We start from the raw sequence: 17,524 nt of genomic DNA on the forward strand, positions 1-17,524 counted from the left end.
CCACGATGCGCTCGGCGGTATGACGCCCGCCGAGTACCGTTACCACTACGCCAGAAGCTCTACTTCTGAAATGTCCACTTGACGGGGGAGCTTACGCTTCCCGCTCAGCCATCGCTTGCATGACCTTGTGCTTGATGCGCCAGGCTACTTTGTAGTTCACCCCCAAGGTGCCGCATCAGCCCCAACGCCGCCATGTTGGTCTTGATCGAGGTCAGCAGATGGATGGCCAGCATCCAGGTGCGCAGGGGCAACTTGGTGGCCTGGAAGATCGTGCCGCTGAGCAGGGTCGTCTGATGCCGACACGCACGGCATTGGCAGTAGACCTGGCTGCCGCGCCGGTAGCGCGTTCGTTACAGCTCGGACAACGAAAACCCTGCGGCCAACGCACACGATAGAGCGCACGATAGCACTTCGCCTCGGTACCGTACTGTTGCATGGACTCCATCATCGACAGGCCCGGCTGAAACTGCACAGGGTTGATGACCATGACGCGCGACCCCGCTCGAGACGATGGTGTCATCGTCAATCCGCACCGTCGCAAATCACGCGACGAGTGCCTGAGATTCGGAGCTAATCAAGAGGCTGTTTCATCATGAAAATAATCATATGAACCATCGTCCAACGGCAATTCATGCGTGTAATTACTTTCAACATTTTTCAAATTGACAAAAACGTCTTACAAAATACATTTATCTCGCTCAATAACCGCAAAAAAAACATCAAAACCAAGGAATATATTATGAGAACAAAATGTTTTTTAAAATTGTCAACCACCGGAACAATGGCATTGATATCAATGAACTTGCTGTCAACGCATAGCGCCATTGCGAATGACTGGAGCAGCTTCCACATCAACGCCAATGGATGCAAAACATTGTACGCTTACATAGACGGCAAGTGGACTGAGCAGCCCACCAATTACATGAATTCCACAACTTCCAGAAACTATTGGTGCATATATAACAACGCTCCAATTCGTGTAATGGCAGCGGATTGGAATGTTACATATTATTTTGGAGCACTAGGCTCTATATTACGCGCCGACTCCTACTTCATCACTAACAACGGAGATGAATATGGAATTGGCTATTGGTCTGGATATTATTACGATTACTGGAATCTAGCAGACGCGTGGAATGTGAACAACACACTATCTAAAGATGGATTTCATTTGCTTATTGACAAAAATCAACAAGACGGCTCGTATGCATTTTCATATGATAAGAGCTGGGCTGGAATAAATCTACGAGCATCCACCTATATGCTCGGAGGAACTTATCATGACGCGCCAGCTATTTATTTTCAGGTGACGGGCAATGGAAATGCAAGCAGCCAGGAAATGATAGAGCAACCGGGCATTTATTTGCCTGTCAACAATAGCGCTCAGCCATCCAAAATTTGAATTGATAGCTCTTTTTTTCGCTACACCGGCGACACAAGACCATGTTGTCCATCATCATGTTCCCTGTGCGAAGCATTGGTCGGCGTATGCGAGGGACTGTCATTTCTGCGGCACCTGAGGGCAGGCCAACGGAGCTCGGGACGCGGTGGCGTCTCGAGCTCCATCAAAGCAAACGACACGCCGTCACCATCCGCGTACCGCCCTGCCCGCCTTCGATGCGCAACTCGAAATCGTGCAGCTTCGCAATGGCTGCGACGATGCTCAGGCCAAGCCCGTGGCCTGCCGCTGTATTGAGCCCGCTCTCGCCGCGATAGAAACGCTGCCACACCGCCTGGCGTTGCTCTTCAGGGATGCCGGGACCGCTGTCCGCCACTTCGAGTTGTGCCGTGTCAGGTCCGACGCGTTTTACGCTCAGCACTACGCTGCCGCCCTGCGGGGTGAACTTGATGGCGTTGCTCACCAGGTTGCCGATCGCTTCGAACAACAGATCCGGGTCCGCCTGGGCAAGCAGGTCCGGCTCGGCTTCCAGCGCGAAGTGCAATGACTGATCTTCGGCCAGTGGCGCGTAGAGCTCGTGCACGTGCCGCAGCGTCTGCCCGAGATCCACGGCAATGAACCCCTCACGGCGCCGCCTGTCTTCCAGTTCGGAAATGCGTAGCAGTGCCCGAAAGCGCGCCAGCACCTCGTCGATATCGCTGACGCAGTGTTCGACCAGCGTCGCGTGCGGATCATGCTCATCCATTTGCTGTTCGACGCGATACAGCTGCGAACGCAACCGCGTAAGCGGCGTACGCAAGTCATGCGCAATGTTGTCGCAGACACCTTTCACTTCGCCCATCAGGCGTTCGATCTGGTCGAGCATGTCGTTGACGATGGCAGCCAGCCGATCGAGCTCGTCGCCCCGGTTGCTGACCGGAAGGCGCCGGTGCAGGTCACCCAGCATGATCAGTTGCGTGGCCGATTCAATTTGCCGGATGCGCCGGCGCGGTGCCCGATTGAGGATCAGGCCGCCGATCAGGCCCGGCACCAGGGTGAACGAAAGCCCCCAGCCCAGTGCGTGCCAGATGATGTTCCCGACCTGCGCAGCGATACGCGTGGTGTGCGCCAGGACCAGGATCTGACCGTTACGAAGACGCGTAGCAATCACCGAAAGGGTCGCGGTCTTCGGCGCCAACGGACCGCTCACTACCTGCTCGGTGGGCAGGCGCAGCGTCAGCAGATTCGGCTGGACGCCAGGCGGCATCTGCAGGATGTCTCCATACAACCACCTGCCGCCGGCATCGAACAGGCCCCAGGCGTTGTAGTTGGTTTCCTCCAGCACCACATAATCGTTCAGCGCTACCAGCAAGTGCTCTTCATCGAGGCTGCGCAGGTAGCCCACCTGTTGCTTGAGCTGCGTATCGGTGCGTTTCTCCAGGTAATGCCGGGTTTCCCAGTAGATGGAACCGAGCAGCACCGTGCCCCAGATCACGAAAAAAACGCCGTAGGCGAGCAGCAGGCGCGAGGTGGTGTTGCGCCAGTGGATCGACCAGCCTTTGGCCGGGCTAGCCAAGGCGATACCCCGAACCACGCACGGTGCGGATGATGGGTGGCTCGCCTTCGTTATCGACCTTGCGGCGCAGCCGCGCGATGTGCACGTCGATAAGGTTGGTCCCTGGATCGAACCGCAAGCCCCACACGCTTTCGAAGATCATCGCGCGCGTCAGCACCTGACCGGGATAGCGCATCAGGAATTCCAGCAGGCGGTATTCGGTTGGCAGCAGAGTCAGCTCCCTTGAGCCCCGGCGCGCGGTTCGCGTGATCACGTCCAGTTCCAGGTCAGCCACACGCAACTTGGTTTGCGCAGGATGTTGCTGCTGATGCCGGCGCAGCAGGACCTCGATGCGTGCTGCCATCTCGTCCGGCGCAAATGGCTTGGTGAGGTAGTCGTCACCACCGGCGCGCAGGCCCCGCACGCGCTCGTCCACGTCACCGAGTGCGCTGATCATCAGCACCGGCGTGGCGATGCCACGCTCGCGCAATTGCTTGACCAAGGTAAGGCCATCCATACCGGGCAGCATCAAGTCGAGCGTAATCGCATCGTAGTGCGGTTCCAGCGCGCGCTGAAAACCTTGCTGGCCATCGTGCACGCGATCGGCGCTGATGCCGTGCGCAGCGAGCTCCAGCACGATTTCACGTGCGGTGATCTCGTCGTCTTCGATGACCAGGATGTGAGGCATGGACCGCCTTGGCAAAAAGTCCCGCGCAGCACTTAAACACAAAGCGGCCTCCGCGCGGGAGGCCGTCTGGGGTGGATACGTCAGCGTCGCTTCAGGCAGCGAACAGCGAGCGCATTTTCTTCATGGCATTGGCTTCGACCTGGCGGATACGCTCGGCCGATACGCCGTACTCGTCGGCAAGATCCTGCAGAGTGGCCTTTTCTTCATTCAGCCAGCGGCGCTGGATGATGTCGCGCGAACGCCCGTCCAGCTTTTGCAGCGCGCTCGACAAGGTCTCGAGTTGGTTGTCGGTCTGGTCAGCCTCGGCCACGTTGTCATACGGATCGGCGCCCTCGTCGACCAGGAACGCCTCCGGCGCGGGCTTGGCCTCGTCCTCGGCATCCGCCGGGGCTTCGAAACCGATGTCGCGACCGGACAGGCGCGATTCCATCTCGCGCACGGTGGCTTCCGGCACGCCCAGGTCCTTGGCGACCAGGCGTACTTCCTCGGCATTCATCCAGCCCAGGCGTTTCTTGCTCTTGCGCAGGTTGAAGAACAGCTTGCGCTGCGCCTTGGTGGTCGCCACCTTCACGATGCGCCAGTTGCGCAGGATGAATTCGTGCATTTCCGCCCGAATCCAGTGCACCGCAAAGCTGACCAGGCGCACGCCCTGGTCGGGATCGAAGCGCTTGACCGCCTTCATCAGGCCGATGTTGCCTTCCTGGATGAGGTCGGACAGCTGCAGGCCGTAACCGTTGTAGCCGCGCGCCACGTGCACCACGAAGCGCAGGTGCGACATCACCAGCTTGCGGGCTGAGGCGAGGTCATTCTCCTGCTGGTAGCGGCGCGACAACGCCTGCTCTTCATCCTGGCTGAGCACCGGGATGCGATGCACGGCCGAGATATAGGCATCCAGGCTGCCAACGACGCTGGGAACCGGCAGATTGGCCGTCACCAAGGCTTGGGACATGTTGGAACCTCCAGAAAGTGGGGATGAGCTTAGCACTCTGGTACTTGGAGTGCTAAAGGCGCCAGCAAGTTCCGGCACCTTTTATGTACTGCATAGTACATGAATCCCCGGAGCTTGTCCATGTGGGGTGGCTGCCGGGGATAGCGGTTTCAAGTATGACTTGTGGGGAGTGAAACCCGGGTTTGAACGGGACGCGACCAAGCGCAGCCCTCCTCCATCTCAGGCCGCGCCTAGCGCGGCCCTGGGCGGCAGGGACCAGTCGATAGGCGCCTGGCCATTGGCCTGCAGATAGCGATTGGCGGCGGAGAAATGCCCGCAGCCCAGAAAGCCCCGGTGCGCGGACAAGGGCGATGGGTGTACCGACTTCAGCACGGCATGGCGGCGGGTATCGATGAGCTGGCCCTTCCGCTGGGCGTAGGAGCCCCACAGCATGAACACGATGCCCTCGCGCTCACGATTGAGAGCGTCGATGGCCGCGTCGGTGAAGCCTTCCCAGCCCTTGCCCTGATGCGAGGCGGCCAGGCTGTGCTCCACCGTAAGCACGGCGTTCAGCAGGAGTACGCCGCGATCCGCCCAGGGAGTGAGGCAGCCATGATCCGGAAAGGGGAGCCCCAGGTCGCGCTCGATCTCCTTGAAGATGTTGACCAGCGATGGCGGCGACGGCACGCCAGGCCGCACCGAGAAGCACAGACCGTGCGCCTGGCCCGCTCCGTGGTAGGGATCCTGTCCCAGGATCACCACGCGCACAGCCTCGAACGGCGTGTGGCTGAAAGCGTTGAAGATTTCCGGCCCCGGCGGATAGATCACCCTGCCGGCGCGTTTCTCCGTGCGCAGGAATTCGGACAGCGCGCGCATGTCGGGGCGCTGCAGGTAATCGCCGATGTGGCCTTTCCAGGATGGTTCGAGCTTGATCCGTTCTTCGTCGCTCATCGGGACTGCGGGTGGTTCGGTAGCCATCCCCGCATGATAGGAGATCAGAGCTCTCCCGCGCTCTCCCGCGCACGCAGATGCTGCGCCACGCGCAATTGGAACAGCAGCTTGGTGATCAGCAGTTTTTCTTCGACCGGCTTCTCCACCAGGTCGTTGGCGCCGGCACGAATCAGCGCGGCCTGGTTCTCTGGATTCTCGTCGCCGGTCATCACCAGCACCGGCAGCTTGCCTTTGCCGTAGCCGAATTCGGTGCGGATGCGATGCAACAGATCGCCGCCGGTCAATTCGCCCTTGAGGCTCACGTCGGTGAGCACGACATCCGCGCCGACCCCACCTTGCGCACGCTCGGCTTCGAGCAGGACAAGCGCATCTTCCACGCTCACCACGTGGCGGACGGTCAGCCCGATCTTCTCCAGCATTCGGCGCGTCGCCAATGCAACTACCCGGCTGTCCTCGACGTACAGCACCACACCCTCGGCAGCGCTCTCCGGACGCACGTAGCCGCGGATGAACTCCGCCAGTGCCTGGAAACCGAGCGACTTGTCGAAGTAGTCGGTGACATGTTCGCCCAGCGCACGGCGGTGCAGCCGGTCATCGACGTCGCCGGAAACCACCACAATCGGCACGTAGATCTGCGGTGCGGATTCGCGCACATAGCGCGCCAGTTCCAACCCGTCCATATCAGGCAAGCGCAAGGAGATCGTGATGAAGTCGAACACGCCGCTCTCGAGCAGCTTGTGCGCCTCTGCGCCGCTACCGCAATCGACCACTTCCGCTTGTGACAATTCTTTCCGCAACACGCGCGTGATCAGCTGGCGGACCACCTTGGAGCCGTCCACCACGAGCACGCGCAGTGCGGCGTTCAAATCGCGATTGCTGATGCTTGCATTCATCAAAGAACCCCACCATCCCGGTCTTGCATAGCTTCCCTGCATAGGCATTCGGCAGGCGCCCCCTGCGCCTGTAGGGCACCCATTCTATCCGGCCCAATGGCCGATATATTGACCCGGAAGGGTGCAAAGGAGCTGCGACCGGCTTCACCGCCAAAGCATCCCTAGGCTTACAGGAGATATATCAGGCAGCCTTGCGTAACTGCCAGGCGCTCACCAGCCGCGCACCCAACCAGCCGAGGAAGGCTGCCGCCGCCGGCACCGCCAGCAGCAACCAGGGCGGCAAACCGCCCACGCGCAGCTTCCCTTCGTAAACCTGACTCAGCTTCGCCACCGGCTCGGCCAGCGCCAATTCGATACCCAGCGCCAGCCCCACCGCGAGCATCCCGCTGAACAGGCCATACCAGATGCCCGCATATAGATAGGGGCGCCGCACGAACGCACGGCTGGCACCGATGAGTTTGAGCACGCCGATCTCTTCGGCACGGCTGGTGATGTCCACGCGCACCGTGTTGCCCACGACCAGCAGCACCGCCAGCGCAAACAAGGCCGCCAGGATCAGGACTGCGCGGTTGCCCACGCCGAGCAGTGCATCCAGGCGCTGCCGCCACGTGCCGCTGTCCTGCACCATCTGAACACCCCGCATGCCGCGCAGGTCGTCCACCAGCCGGCTGGCCGCATCGGCGGAAATCCCTTCCTGAGGCTGCACTTCAAGCACGAATGGCAGCGGGTTGTCGTCCAGCGCGTGCAAGGCATCGGAGAAACCCTGCATCTTGCTCAGTTCGTCCATGCCTTGCTGCGGGGATTTCACCACTACGTTCGTCACACCATCGTGCTGCCCGATCTGCTTGGCCAGGAGCTGCGCATTGCCTGCCACCTGGTCGGTTTTCAGGAACACGTTGATCACTTGGTTGCGCCCCAACGCCAACCCAAGCGATTGCACGTTCGACAGCAATAAATAGAACGCCAGCGGCAAAGCCAGCGCCAAGCCCATCACGGCGATGGTGAGCAGGCTGCCCACCGGCCTGGCGGCAAGCCGGCGCAGGCTTGCTCCCGCGCTCCAGCCATGATGCTCGCGCCAGCTCGAAAACGGACGGCGATGGCTACGCTCGCTGCGGACGGGCACAGGGGCCTGCGTTTCGGTCGATGTGCTCATAGCACTTCCTCCGCAGCGACATCGGCAACAAGCCGGCCGTGATCGAGCACGACCACACGCTTCTTTACGCGCTTGATCAATGGTAGATCGTGGCTGGCGATCAGCACGGTCGTGCCGACCTGCTGGAACTCGGCGAACAGGCTCATGACTTCGAAAGCGAGCTGCGGATCGAGATTGCCGGTGGGCTCGTCGGCGATCAGCACGCTCGGCTTGGCCACGATGGCGCGTGCGATACCCACGCGCTGCTGTTCGCCCGTCGACAGCGAGGCGGGCAATTGCCGTTCGTAATCGAGCAGCCCGACTTTTTCCAGCGCTGCGCGCACGCGGCGTGCGCGCTCCAGCGGCGCGACGCCGCCGATCACCAGCGGCAATTCGACGTTGGCGAAGACGGTGCGATCCATCAGCAGCCGATGATCCTGGAACACCATCCCCAGGCTGCGGCGCAGCTTAGGTATGCCGCTTGGGCCGATCTTGGAAAGATTCTGGCCGTCGAGCGAGACAGTCCCAAGCGAGGGGCGCTCGATCAGTGCCAGCAACTTGAGCAGAGTGCTCTTGCCGGCACCGGAATGCCCGGTCACGAACGCCATCTCGCCCTTGGCGACTTCGAACGTGAGCTGTGAAAGGGCTTCGTGCCCCCCTTCATAGCGCTTGCTGACTTGATCGAAGCGGATCACGCGTTCCCCGTCCCAGTCCCTGATTGGATGGCCGCAAGGATACGGGATGCACCCGGCTCCTGCGCAGCTCCCACGAGGGCGTCGCCACCAACAGTGTGACGACGCATGCTGATCGTTCAGCTACCGGTGAACAGCCGCGCGAGTCGGCGGAAGAACCCAATTTTCTTCGGCGCAGCCGGCTCGCTCGAGGGCGACTGCGCCACCACTTGTCGCGAAGGACGACCGTTGCCGGTCGCACCAACCTGATTGACGGCCGCCTCAGCTGCCGGCGCCGCACCTGATGGACGACGGCCGCGACCGCCGCGGCGACGACGGCGCTTGCCTTCGCCACTTACGCCTTCCTGCCCCGGCCCCGCCGCTGCGGCGGCTTTTGCGGGGGTCGCAGTCACTTCGTTGCCATTCGCGGCCGCAGCATGTTCCTCGCGCGGCCTGCGCGGACGATCCTCGCGACGCTGGCGTTGCTCGGACGAACCGGAACGTTCACCTTGGCGTCCGCCACGGCGCCCGCGCGGGCCCTGGGGCTTGCTGTCGCCGCGAGGCGTCACCTTGTCGCCAAACTCCGCACTGTCCGCAGCGGCATCGGCGGCGAACTGCGGATCGATCTGTTTCGGCGAAGGCATCACCAGCAGTTCCGGTTCGAGGTTGGCCACCGGAATCTTCTGACCGATGTAGCTTTCGATCTCGGGCAGAGACATCGCGTAGAGATCGCAAGCAAAGCTGATTGCGTCTCCTTCCGCCCCCAGGCGCGCAGTGCGGCCGATGCGGTGAACGTAGTCCTCGGCATCCTGCGGCAGGTCGTAGTTGAATACGTGGCTGACCGCGGGAATATGCAGGCCACGCGCGGCGACATCGGTACACACCAGGACGTCGAGCTGGCCGTCCTGGAAGCGCTGCAGCAGCTTCTGCCGCTTGAGCTGCGGCACGTCGCCGGACAACGCGCCGACGCGGTAGCCCTGGCGCTTCACGCGCTCGGTAATGCGTTCGGCGGCGGCCTTGGTGTTGACGAAGATGATGCTGCGCTCGGCCTTGGTGCGCTCAAGCAGGTTGAGCAGCAGCGGCATCTTTTCTTCCTTGGCCGGGAAATACACCTGCTGGCGCACCCGATCGGCGGTGACGTTATCCGTTTCCACCACCAGCTTTTCGGCGTTGTGCATGTGCTCATAGGCCAGTTCAAGCACACGGTGCGAAAGCGTGGCGGAGAACAGCAGCACCTGGCGTTGCTCGCGTACGGGCAGGCGGCGGAAGATGAAGCGCACGTCCTTGATGAAGCCGAGGTCGAACATGCGGTCGGCTTCGTCGATCACCATCACTTCCACGCCGTTGAAGCCGAACACGTTCTGTTTGTAGTAGTCGAGCAGGCGGCCGGGCGTGGCGATGATGATGTCGCAACCGTCCTTCAACAGCTGGCGCTGCTTGTCGTAATCGACGCCGCCATAGATCAGCGCCGTGCGCAGCCCGGTGTAGCGGCCGATGTTCTTGGCATCTTTTTCGATTTGGATCGCCAGTTCGCGCGTGGGGGCGATCACCAGGGCGCGCGGGTCGGAGTCCTTGCGTTCGGCCACGGCCGGCTGGTTGAGCAGCCGGTTCATCATGGCCACCAGGAAGGCGCAGGTCTTGCCGGTGCCGGTCTGTGCCTGGCCGGCGACATCGCGGCCGGTCAGCGCCATCGGCAGGGTCAGTGCCTGGATCGGTGTGCAGCGTGCAAAACCTGCCTCATCAAGGCCTTGCTGCAGCAACGGATGCAAGTCGAATTGGGTAAAGAAGGTTTCGGTAAGTACGGTTTGGGACATTTATAGGGAATCTGGTATGGACCGGCGACCAAGCGCTTGGGCCCGGTCCCGCAGTTAGTCTTGCAACCTTGGGACGGATGGATGGATGCGGCGCACTGAATGCCTGGCGCCGGAAGCGCGGCAACGCCCGCTGGCATAGGTGAAACGGCTGGTGAAACGGCTTCACCTATGCCAGCCGGACTGCCAAGAGTGCCCTTGAATCGCTTGAATCGAGGCCCGACTTAGGCTGGAATGGAACGCATGCCGCAACGGCACTGAACCACGACCGGATCGACCCCGCGCCCCACAGGCACTTGACTAGTGTAACTGATGATCGGCACGCGGTCTTAACCCCACACCGCCCTATCCCGGAGACCCACGGTGAGCGAACTGATTACCCATGTGAGCGATGACACCTTCGACCACGAAGTGCTGAAGTCCGAAACCCCCGTACTGCTCGACTTCTGGGCTGAATGGTGCGGGCCGTGCAAGGCCATCGCCCCGGCGCTGGACGAGCTGGCCAAGGATTACCAGGGCAAGCTGCGGGTGGTGAAACTGAACATCGACCATAACCAGCAGACCCCCCGCAATTTCGGCGTACGCGGCATTCCGACCCTGATGGTGTTCAAGAACGGCAAGGTGGAAGCGACCCAGATCGGCGCCGTCAGCAAGGGCCAGCTCAAGCAGATGATCGATAAAGCCATCTGATATCGTTGTATAATCCGTCGCTGCAGCCGCCCTTTACGGCGCTGCGCGGCGGGTGTTAGATTCCTTCCTCAGTTGGGGCTGTCCTGCCCCTCGCGCATTCCGCGCAACGCTCGTCTTCCCTCCTGTCACCAACGGCGCCCCGTGAGGTTTGCCCGTGTCCGATATCGAAAGCAAAGATTCTTCCGACGCTGTCCGCGCCGATACCAAACCTGTGAGTGAAACCCCTACCCGTACCCGTTCGCCCCGCCGGTCGAGCGCAGCGGCCAGCGAGGCCAATCCAGCCCCCGCAAGGTCTGCCGAAGCGCGGACCGAGTACGCCGAGCGTCCCGCCATGGCTGCCGAAGCGTCCGCTCCCACCCAGGAGCCACTGCGCTATGGCGGCAGCCAGAGCGGAGGGGAGACGCTGGAGGCGCGCGAAAACGCGCAAGGCGGAGGCAGCAACGGCAATGCCGGCGGCCAGCCGCAGAACCAGGGCCAGGGCTACCAGGGCGGCAACGAGCGCCGCAATGACCGCAACGACCGCAATCGCCGCCGCCGTCACGAGCGCGGCCAGCGGCCGCCGGGCCAGGGCGGCGGTCAGCCGCGCAACCCGCACGGCCTGCCGGTGGACGACGAAAATGCCGACATCGGCAGCAACGATCGCGTCATCAACCTCACCGAGCTCAAGCGCAAGAACCCGATCCAACTGCTGGAATTCGCCGAATCACTCGGTATCCAGGAAGGCGTCGCACGCCAGCGCCGCCAGGACGTGATCTTCAACATCCTCAAAGCCCACGCCCGCTCAGGCGGCGGCATCTGGGCCGAAGGTGTGCTGGAAATCCTGCAGGACGGCTTCGGTTTCCTGCGCTCGGCCGACGAGTCCTACCTTGCCGGCCCGGATGACATCTATGTGTCGCCCAGCCAGATCCGTCGCTTCAACCTGCGTACCGGCGACTACATCACCGGGCGCGTGCGTCACCCGAAGGAAGGCGAACGCTACTTCGCGCTGCTGAAGGTCGACGACATCAACGGCGACCCGCCGGAAGCATCGAAGAACAAGATGCTGTTCGAGAACCTGACACCGCTGTTTCCGCGCAAGGCCTTCCACCTGGAACGCGGCAACGGTTCGACCGAGGACATCACCGCACGCATCCTGGACCTAGTCGCGCCGATCGGCCGCGGCCAGCGCGGCCTGATCGTGTCCCAGCCGAAGTCCGGCAAGACGATGATGCTGCAGAACATCGCGCATGCCATCCAGTACAACCACCCGGATGTGCACCTGATCATCCTGTTGGTCGACGAACGTCCGGAAGAAGTGACGGAAATCGCACGCACCGTGCGCGCCGAGGTGATCAGCTCCACCTTCGACGAACCGGCCGTGCGCCACGTGCAGGTCGCCGAAATGGTGATCGAACGCGCCAAGCGCCTGGTCGAGCACAAGCGCGACGTGGTCATCCTGCTTGATTCGATCACGCGTCTTGCCCGCGCCTACAACACCGTGGTGCCCAGCTCCGGCAAGGTGCTCACCGGCGGCGTGGATGCCAATGCGTTGCAGCGTCCCAAGCGCTTCTTCGGCGCCGCGCGCAATGTGGAAGAAGGCGGCTCGCTCACCATTATCGCCACCGCGCTGATCGATACCGGCAGCAAGATGGACGAGGTGATCTACGAAGAGTTCAAGGGCACCGGCAACATGGAAGTGCACCTGTCCCGCCGCATCTCCGAGAAACGCGTCTATCCGGCGATCGACATCAACCGCTCCGGGACGCGCCGCGAGGATCTGCTGATCGATCCGGATCTGCTGGCCAAGATCTGGATCTTGCGCAAGCTGCTGCATCCGATGGATGAACTGGCGGCGATGGAGTTCATGCTGGACAAGATGAAGAACACCAAGTCGAACGACGAGTTCTTCAATTCGATGAAGCGTTGAGCGTTGCGCAAAAGCCGCAACGAAAAAGCCGCCCAAGGGCGGCTTTTTCGTCTGAGCGCAATGAAAGTTCTTGCCTTGCCGACAGGGCGTATGCTCACGCCTTCTTCAAGAAACAGACCTTGAGCACCAGATCCTTGATCTTGTCGGAGTGACCTTCGATGTGCTCCGCGTCGCCGTCGATCAGGCGGATGTTGCGGATCAGCGTGCCCTGCTTGAGCGGAATCGACGCTCCCTTCACCTTAAGGTCCTTGACCACGGTGACGCTGTCGCCGTTTTCCAGCACATTGCCGTTCACATCCCGCACGACCTGCCGGGCCTCCTCGGTGGCTGTGGCTTGCTGCGGCCACTCATGTCCGCAGTCCGGGCAGATATAGAGATCGCCGTCAGGATAGGTATGCTCCATGCTGCAAATCGGGCAGGCGGGGATATCGGACATGGGAACTGGCGCCAAAAAAATGCTGGCTGCACAGTGTAGCGTGACTGCCGATTACAGGCTGGATCTGGCCATATTGCATGACAGAACAGAACGTCTTTAGCTGATACGATCCTCCGATTCCACACACGTCCCGCCGCATGCGCATACTGCTAATTGAAGACGATCCGCTGGTTTCCGATGCCATCGTGCGCGGCCTGGCCGGCGCCGGCTACGTGGTGGATGCGGTGGGCGATGCCGAATCCGTCCAATCCCGCCTGGATATCACCCATTACGACCTTGCCATCGTGGATCTGGGCCTGCCGGGCGAAGACGGTTTCACGCTGGTACGCCGTTTGCGCCACGATGGCAGCTCGCTGCCGCTGCTGATCGTCACGGCACGCGACGGATTGGACGATCGCGTCAACGCCCTGGATATCGGTGCGGACGATTACCTGGTCAAGCCGTTCGCCTTGCCGGAACTGGCCGCTCGGTGCCGTGCGCTGATCCGCCGCGCCACCGCCGCCGCCGCCAACGAAATGCAGGTGGGACGCCTGCGCATCGATCTGGCCGGCCGCCGCGCGATCGACAACGCGGGGCGCGTGCTGGAACTGACCCGGCGCGAATGGTCGATCCTGGAATGCCTTGCCCACCACAGCGGTCGTGTCGTGAGCAAGGAACGCCTGATCCAGGCCATCGTGAGCTGGGACGAGGAAATTTCCGGCAACGCGATAGAGGTGCATGTATCGCGCTTGCGCGCAAAACTGGGCGAGTCGGCTACGGTACGCGGTATACGCGGCCTCGGCTATCGCCTGGATGACGCATAGCTGTTGATCTGAGAATGTCCGCAGTGTCCAGACCCCGACGTGCGCCGAGCATCCGCGGACGCTTGCTCGGCTATCTGCTGCTGCCGCTGGTGCTGCTGCTGGTGGCCAGTGTGTGGGCGGACCACCGTACCTATGTGACGCCCCTGTATAACGCCTTCGACCGTGCGCTTTCCCACACGGTGCTGGCGATTGCGGCTCACTTGACCCGCGGACCTGACGGACAGGTTCATCTGGAAAAGCCCGACTCCGGCATTCCGCCGATGCCCCCGAACAGCACCGCTCCCCCGCCGCCATCCGACCCGCTCGGTGAACACGACAAACCGCCGCTGCGCTTCGAGTATGGCAACCGGCCATCGCTCTGGACGCATCTGTTTCCAGGCGGACGGGAAAGCTTTCTTTATCGCGTGAACCTGCCGGATGGACAGGCTGTCGCCGGCGACCAGGGCCTGCCGATCGCCCGGGGTGGCGGCGGCAATGGCTTCAGCTACAACGACGCCGTCTACAAGCAATTGCCGTTGCGCATCGTCAGCTACCACACGCAAGTAAGCGGCCAACCAGTCATCGTCAGCGTGGGCGAAACCATGCATCGGCGCGATCGGGCGGTGCGGCGGCTGGACACCCTTATCGGCTTGAGCGACGGCATCCAATTGTTGCTGGTGCTAGGTGTATGCCTGTTCGGCATTACGGTTGCCTTGCGTCCGATCAACCGCCTGGGTGAACGGATCGCGCATCGGCAACCGCAATCGCTGCAACCGTTGCCGGTGGCGCCTGTACCCAGCGAAGTGCGCCCATTGGTGCAATCGCTCAATACCCTGCTGGGCACCGTGCGCAATGCCGCGCAAGCTCAGCAGCACTTCCTTACCAATGCCGCTCATCAACTACGCACGCCGCTCTCCGGCTTGAAAGCGCAGCTGGAAGTATTGGCTGGCGAAACCCGCGATGGAGCGCAGCAGGAACGCATCGCACGTCTGCACGACAGCGTGGATCGCCTGGCGCACACTGCCAATCAGCTGCTTGCTCTTGCGCGTGCCGAGCCTTCGGCGCACAGCCCAGGCGACTTCACCGAGGTCCAGCTGGAAGCACTGATCGGCACGGTGGCCGACTCCATGCTCGATCGCGCTATAGCGCGCAACATCGATCTGGGCGCGGAGTGCGAACCGGCGCACGTTCATGGCGTCCTTTGGCTGCTGCACGAGCTGTTGATCAACCTCCTCGACAACGCCATCCGTCACACGCCCGAGGACGGCCGCATCACGCTGCGCTGCGGATTGCATGGCGGCGCGCCCTACCTGGAAGTGGAGGACAACGGCCCCGGCATTCCCATCTCAGAGCGCGAACGCGTGCGCGAACGTTTCTATCGTGCGGCCGGCAGCGATGGCCAGAGCAGCGGGCTGGGGCTGGCGATCGTCGAGGAGATCGCTCGCAGCCACCACGCGCGGTTCGAAATCCTCGATGCGCGGGTAGGGACGGGGGCGCGAATGCGCGTGGCGTTTCCGTCCGAAGGCATGAAGGAACAGGTATTGACTGCGTAGCCCAGGGGGTTTTTGCTATTTCCTGTCCCCGCATGCTCCCTGGCTGTAGCTGTACTGTCACGTACAAATTTTTTCACATACCCCCTTTTCGCGACGATGCGCAGCCTCCATAGTCGGGGGCTATCCCCGTGAGGCTTGCCCCGTGTCCATACCCAGTGCCGTCAAAAGCACCCCGATCTACGGCCGCCAGCAACTGATCGATTACCTGGCCGCCGGCGAGAAGCCGCGTGATGCCTGGCTGATCGGCACCGAGCACGAAAAATTTGGCTTCCGTACAGAGGATCTTCGCCCACCGGCGTTCGAGGGTGAGCGCGGCATACGCGCACTGCTGGAAGGCATTGCCTCACGTTATGGTTGGGAGATTGCCCGCGAAGGCGATACCCCGGTGGCGCTGATGCGCGACAAGGCCAACATCACGCTGGAGCCGGCCGGCCAGCTGGAGTTGTCCGGCGCGCCACTGGAAACCATCCACCAGACCTGTCTCGAAGTGAACACGCATCTGGCAGAAGTGCGCTCCGTAGCCGACGAGCTGGGCCTGGGCTTCCTTGGCATGGGCTTCCAACCGAAGTGGCCCCGTGACCAGATGCCGTGGATGCCCAAGGGCCGCTACAAGATCATGCGCGAATACATGCCCAAGGTCGGCTCGCTCGGCCTGGACATGATGACGCGCACCTGCACCGTGCAGGTCAACCTGGATTTCGAGAGCGAAGGCGACATGGTGCGCAAGTTCCGCACCAGCCTCGCCTTGCAACCGATCGCCACCGCGCTTTTCGCCGATTCGCCATTTACGGACGGCAAGCCCAACGGCTATCTCTCCTACCGCTCGAATGTGTGGACGGATACCGATGCGGATCGTACCGGCATGCTCGACTTCGTATTCGAAGCGGGTTTCGGTTACGAACGCTATGTCGACTACATGCTGGACGTACCGATGTATTTCAGCTATCAGGACGGCCGCTACGTCGACCTGTCCGGCAAGGACTTCAAGCGTTTCATGTCAGGCGCGCTCGACGAACTGCCCGGCACGCGCGCCACGATGAAGGACTGGGGCGATCATCTGACCACCGCCTTTCCGGAGGTACGGCTGAAGCAATACCTGGAAATGCGTGGCGCGGACGGTGGTCCGTGGAATCGCCTTTGTGCGCTTCCGGCGTTCTGGGTCGGCCTGCTCTACGACGATGAAGCGCTGCATGCAGCGTGGGATCTGGTGAAGGATTTCAGCCGCGAAGAACGCCATGCTTTGCGCGATGGCGTGCCCAAGCATGCACTGAAGCTGCCATTCCGCCGCGGCACCGTGCGCGACCTGGCCCGCGAGGCGTTGCAAATCGCTGCGCATGGCCTGAAACGCCGCAACCGGCTCAATCGCAACGGCGCGAACGAGAGCATCTTCCTGGAACCGCTGATTGAAATCGTCGACGCCAATCAGACGCCCGCCGAACGCAAGCTAGAGCTGTTCCACGGTGTGTGGAACGGCAGCGTGGATCCCGTCTTCAAGGAATTCGCCTATTGATCGCGACAACGCCCGTTCAGGCACCTTTCCTTTCCGGATTGCTGCTTGGCGCCTCGCTGATCATCGCCATTGGCGCGCAGAACGCCTTCGTGCTGCGGCAAGGACTGTTGCGATCGCACCGCTTTGCGGTGGCGCTGTTTTGCGCACTTTCTGACGCGGCATTGATTGCGGCGGGCGTCGGCGGGCTGGGTGTCGCCATCGGCCAGCACCCGCGCATGCTGGCCGTCGTGGCTTGTGCAGGCGCGTTGGTACTGGCGTGGTATGGCATCAAGGCACTGCGCCGCGCCTTGCATCCCGAGGTGCTTACACCGGACACGCACGGCGCCACTGCCAGCCAGTGGCGGGTGCTTGCCGCCTGTGCCGGCTTCACCTGGCTCAATCCGCACGTTTACCTGGATACCGTGCTGCTGATCGGCAGCCTCGCCTCGGCCTGGCCGGTACCGGGACCGCGCACGCTGTTCGCCATCGGCGCGGCAACGGCTTCGTTCACCTGGTTCTTCGGTCTGGCCTATGGTGCGCGCTTGCTCGCGCCGCTGTTCCGCAAACCGCTGGCATGGCGCGTGCTGGATGTGTCGATCGCGCTGGTGATGTGGGGTATTGCCGGCAAGCTAATGCTTTCCTTCCTGGCGCATTGACGTCA

The 17,524-nt window shown here is 62.0% G+C and carries 16 protein-coding genes and 1 pseudogene; 7 read left to right on the plus strand and 10 right to left on the minus strand.

What is annotated here, in order from left to right; all coding sequences use genetic code 11:
• Positions 1–94 precede the first annotated feature (94 nt).
• Positions 95–487 (minus strand): annotated as a pseudogene (locus tag EKH80_RS11995) (transposase); the annotation flags it as partial.
• 144 nt (positions 488–631) lie between these two features.
• On the opposite strand from EKH80_RS11995, the gene EKH80_RS12000 reads away from it, so the two are divergent.
• The gene (locus EKH80_RS12000; protein ID WP_126685009.1) at positions 632–1,402 is read left to right on the plus strand and encodes a hypothetical protein; all 771 of its coding nucleotides are present in this window, start codon (positions 632–634) and stop codon (positions 1,400–1,402) included.
• Positions 1,403–1,565: 163 nt separating this feature from the next.
• On the opposite strand, the gene EKH80_RS12005 is transcribed toward EKH80_RS12000, so the two are convergent.
• From EKH80_RS12005 to EKH80_RS12040, 8 genes are all read right to left on the minus strand, one after another.
• A complete protein-coding gene (locus tag EKH80_RS12005) occupies positions 1,566–2,954 on the minus strand; it encodes a sensor histidine kinase (RefSeq protein WP_126685010.1) in 1,389 nt (462 codons plus the stop codon).
• Complete coding sequence (locus EKH80_RS12010; protein WP_126685011.1) at positions 2,947–3,621, minus strand: response regulator transcription factor; 675 nt, start codon at positions 3,619–3,621, stop codon at positions 2,947–2,949. Before EKH80_RS12010 ends, EKH80_RS12005 begins: the two co-directional genes overlap by 8 nt.
• 91 nt (positions 3,622–3,712) lie before the next feature.
• On the minus strand, positions 3,713–4,570 hold the full coding sequence (gene rpoH / locus EKH80_RS12015) for an RNA polymerase sigma factor RpoH (RefSeq protein ID WP_126685012.1): 858 nt from the start codon (positions 4,568–4,570) through the stop codon (positions 3,713–3,715).
• A gap of 219 nt (positions 4,571–4,789) precedes the next feature.
• The gene (ung, locus tag EKH80_RS12020) at positions 4,790–5,500 is read right to left on the minus strand and encodes a uracil-DNA glycosylase (protein ID WP_126685013.1); all 711 of its coding nucleotides are present in this window, start codon (positions 5,498–5,500) and stop codon (positions 4,790–4,792) included.
• A gap of 44 nt (positions 5,501–5,544) precedes the next feature.
• The gene (locus EKH80_RS12025; RefSeq protein ID WP_126685014.1) at positions 5,545–6,393 is read right to left on the minus strand and encodes a response regulator; all 849 of its coding nucleotides are present in this window, start codon (positions 6,391–6,393) and stop codon (positions 5,545–5,547) included.
• Positions 6,394–6,574: 181 nt separating this feature from the next.
• Positions 6,575–7,546 carry a permease-like cell division protein FtsX gene (gene ftsX, locus EKH80_RS12030; protein WP_126685015.1) on the minus strand — a complete coding sequence of 324 codons (972 nt, stop codon included), beginning with the start codon at positions 7,544–7,546 and terminating at the stop codon, positions 6,575–6,577.
• The gene (gene ftsE / locus EKH80_RS12035) at positions 7,543–8,220 is read right to left on the minus strand and encodes a cell division ATP-binding protein FtsE (RefSeq protein WP_126685016.1); all 678 of its coding nucleotides are present in this window, start codon (positions 8,218–8,220) and stop codon (positions 7,543–7,545) included. Before ftsE ends, ftsX begins: the two co-directional genes overlap by 4 nt.
• Positions 8,221–8,336: 116 nt before the next feature.
• On the minus strand, positions 8,337–10,010 hold the full coding sequence (locus EKH80_RS12040) for a DEAD/DEAH box helicase (protein WP_126685017.1): 1,674 nt from the start codon (positions 10,008–10,010) through the stop codon (positions 8,337–8,339).
• A gap of 360 nt (positions 10,011–10,370) precedes the next feature.
• On the opposite strand from EKH80_RS12040, the gene trxA reads away from it, so the two are divergent.
• Together trxA and rho are read left to right on the plus strand one after the other, a co-directional pair.
• Positions 10,371–10,697 (plus strand): thioredoxin TrxA, encoded by a 327-nt coding sequence (trxA, locus tag EKH80_RS12045; RefSeq protein ID WP_126685018.1) that lies wholly within the window; start codon positions 10,371–10,373, stop codon positions 10,695–10,697.
• A gap of 154 nt (positions 10,698–10,851) precedes the next feature.
• Positions 10,852–12,603, plus strand: coding sequence for a transcription termination factor Rho (gene rho, locus EKH80_RS12050; protein ID WP_126685019.1), 1,752 nt, complete (start codon positions 10,852–10,854; stop codon positions 12,601–12,603).
• A gap of 94 nt (positions 12,604–12,697) precedes the next feature.
• On the opposite strand, the gene EKH80_RS12055 is transcribed toward rho, so the two are convergent.
• Complete coding sequence (locus tag EKH80_RS12055; protein WP_126685020.1) at positions 12,698–13,039, minus strand: zinc ribbon domain-containing protein YjdM; 342 nt, start codon at positions 13,037–13,039, stop codon at positions 12,698–12,700.
• Between the two features lie 137 nt (positions 13,040–13,176).
• Here EKH80_RS12055 and EKH80_RS12060 point away from each other — a divergent pair, with 137 nt between their 5' ends.
• The 4 genes from EKH80_RS12060 (at position 13,177) to EKH80_RS12075 (ending at position 17,519) form a co-directional block, all read left to right on the plus strand.
• Positions 13,177–13,842 carry a response regulator gene (locus EKH80_RS12060; RefSeq protein ID WP_126685021.1) on the plus strand — a complete coding sequence of 222 codons (666 nt, stop codon included), beginning with the start codon at positions 13,177–13,179 and terminating at the stop codon, positions 13,840–13,842.
• 23 nt (positions 13,843–13,865) lie between these two features.
• Positions 13,866–15,374, plus strand: coding sequence for a sensor histidine kinase (locus EKH80_RS12065; RefSeq protein WP_158628827.1), 1,509 nt, complete (start codon positions 13,866–13,868; stop codon positions 15,372–15,374).
• A gap of 142 nt (positions 15,375–15,516) precedes the next feature.
• Positions 15,517–16,884, plus strand: a complete 1,368-nt coding sequence (locus EKH80_RS12070) for a glutamate--cysteine ligase (RefSeq protein ID WP_126685023.1) — start codon at positions 15,517–15,519, stop codon at positions 16,882–16,884.
• Positions 16,881–17,519, plus strand: coding sequence for a LysE/ArgO family amino acid transporter (locus EKH80_RS12075; protein ID WP_230473638.1), 639 nt, complete (start codon positions 16,881–16,883; stop codon positions 17,517–17,519). Before EKH80_RS12070 ends, EKH80_RS12075 begins: the two co-directional genes overlap by 4 nt.
• The last annotated feature ends 5 nt before the right edge of the window (positions 17,520–17,524 follow it).

Source organism: Dyella choica, assembly GCF_003977665.1.
GTDB lineage: Bacteria > Pseudomonadota > Gammaproteobacteria > Xanthomonadales > Rhodanobacteraceae > Dyella_B > Dyella_B choica.

Coding starts and splice junctions, on each gene's coding strand:
- EKH80_RS12060 (WP_126685021.1), top strand. CDS start 13,177: ATGCGCATACTGCTAATTGAAGACGATCCGCTGGTTTCCGATGCCATC.
- rpoH (WP_126685012.1), bottom strand. CDS start 4,570: ATGTCCCAAGCCTTGGTGACGGCCAATCTGCCGGTTCCCAGCGTCGTT.
- EKH80_RS12040 (WP_126685017.1), bottom strand. CDS start 10,010: ATGTCCCAAACCGTACTTACCGAAACCTTCTTTACCCAATTCGACTTG.
- EKH80_RS12000 (WP_126685009.1), top strand. CDS start 632: ATGCGTGTAATTACTTTCAACATTTTTCAAATTGACAAAAACGTCTTA.
- ung (WP_126685013.1), bottom strand. CDS start 5,500: ATGAGCGACGAAGAACGGATCAAGCTCGAACCATCCTGGAAAGGCCAC.
- ftsX (WP_126685015.1), bottom strand. CDS start 7,546: ATGAGCACATCGACCGAAACGCAGGCCCCTGTGCCCGTCCGCAGCGAG.
- EKH80_RS12025 (WP_126685014.1), bottom strand. CDS start 6,393: ATGAATGCAAGCATCAGCAATCGCGATTTGAACGCCGCACTGCGCGTG.
- EKH80_RS12010 (WP_126685011.1), bottom strand. CDS start 3,621: ATGCCTCACATCCTGGTCATCGAAGACGACGAGATCACCGCACGTGAA.
- EKH80_RS12055 (WP_126685020.1), bottom strand. CDS start 13,039: ATGTCCGATATCCCCGCCTGCCCGATTTGCAGCATGGAGCATACCTAT.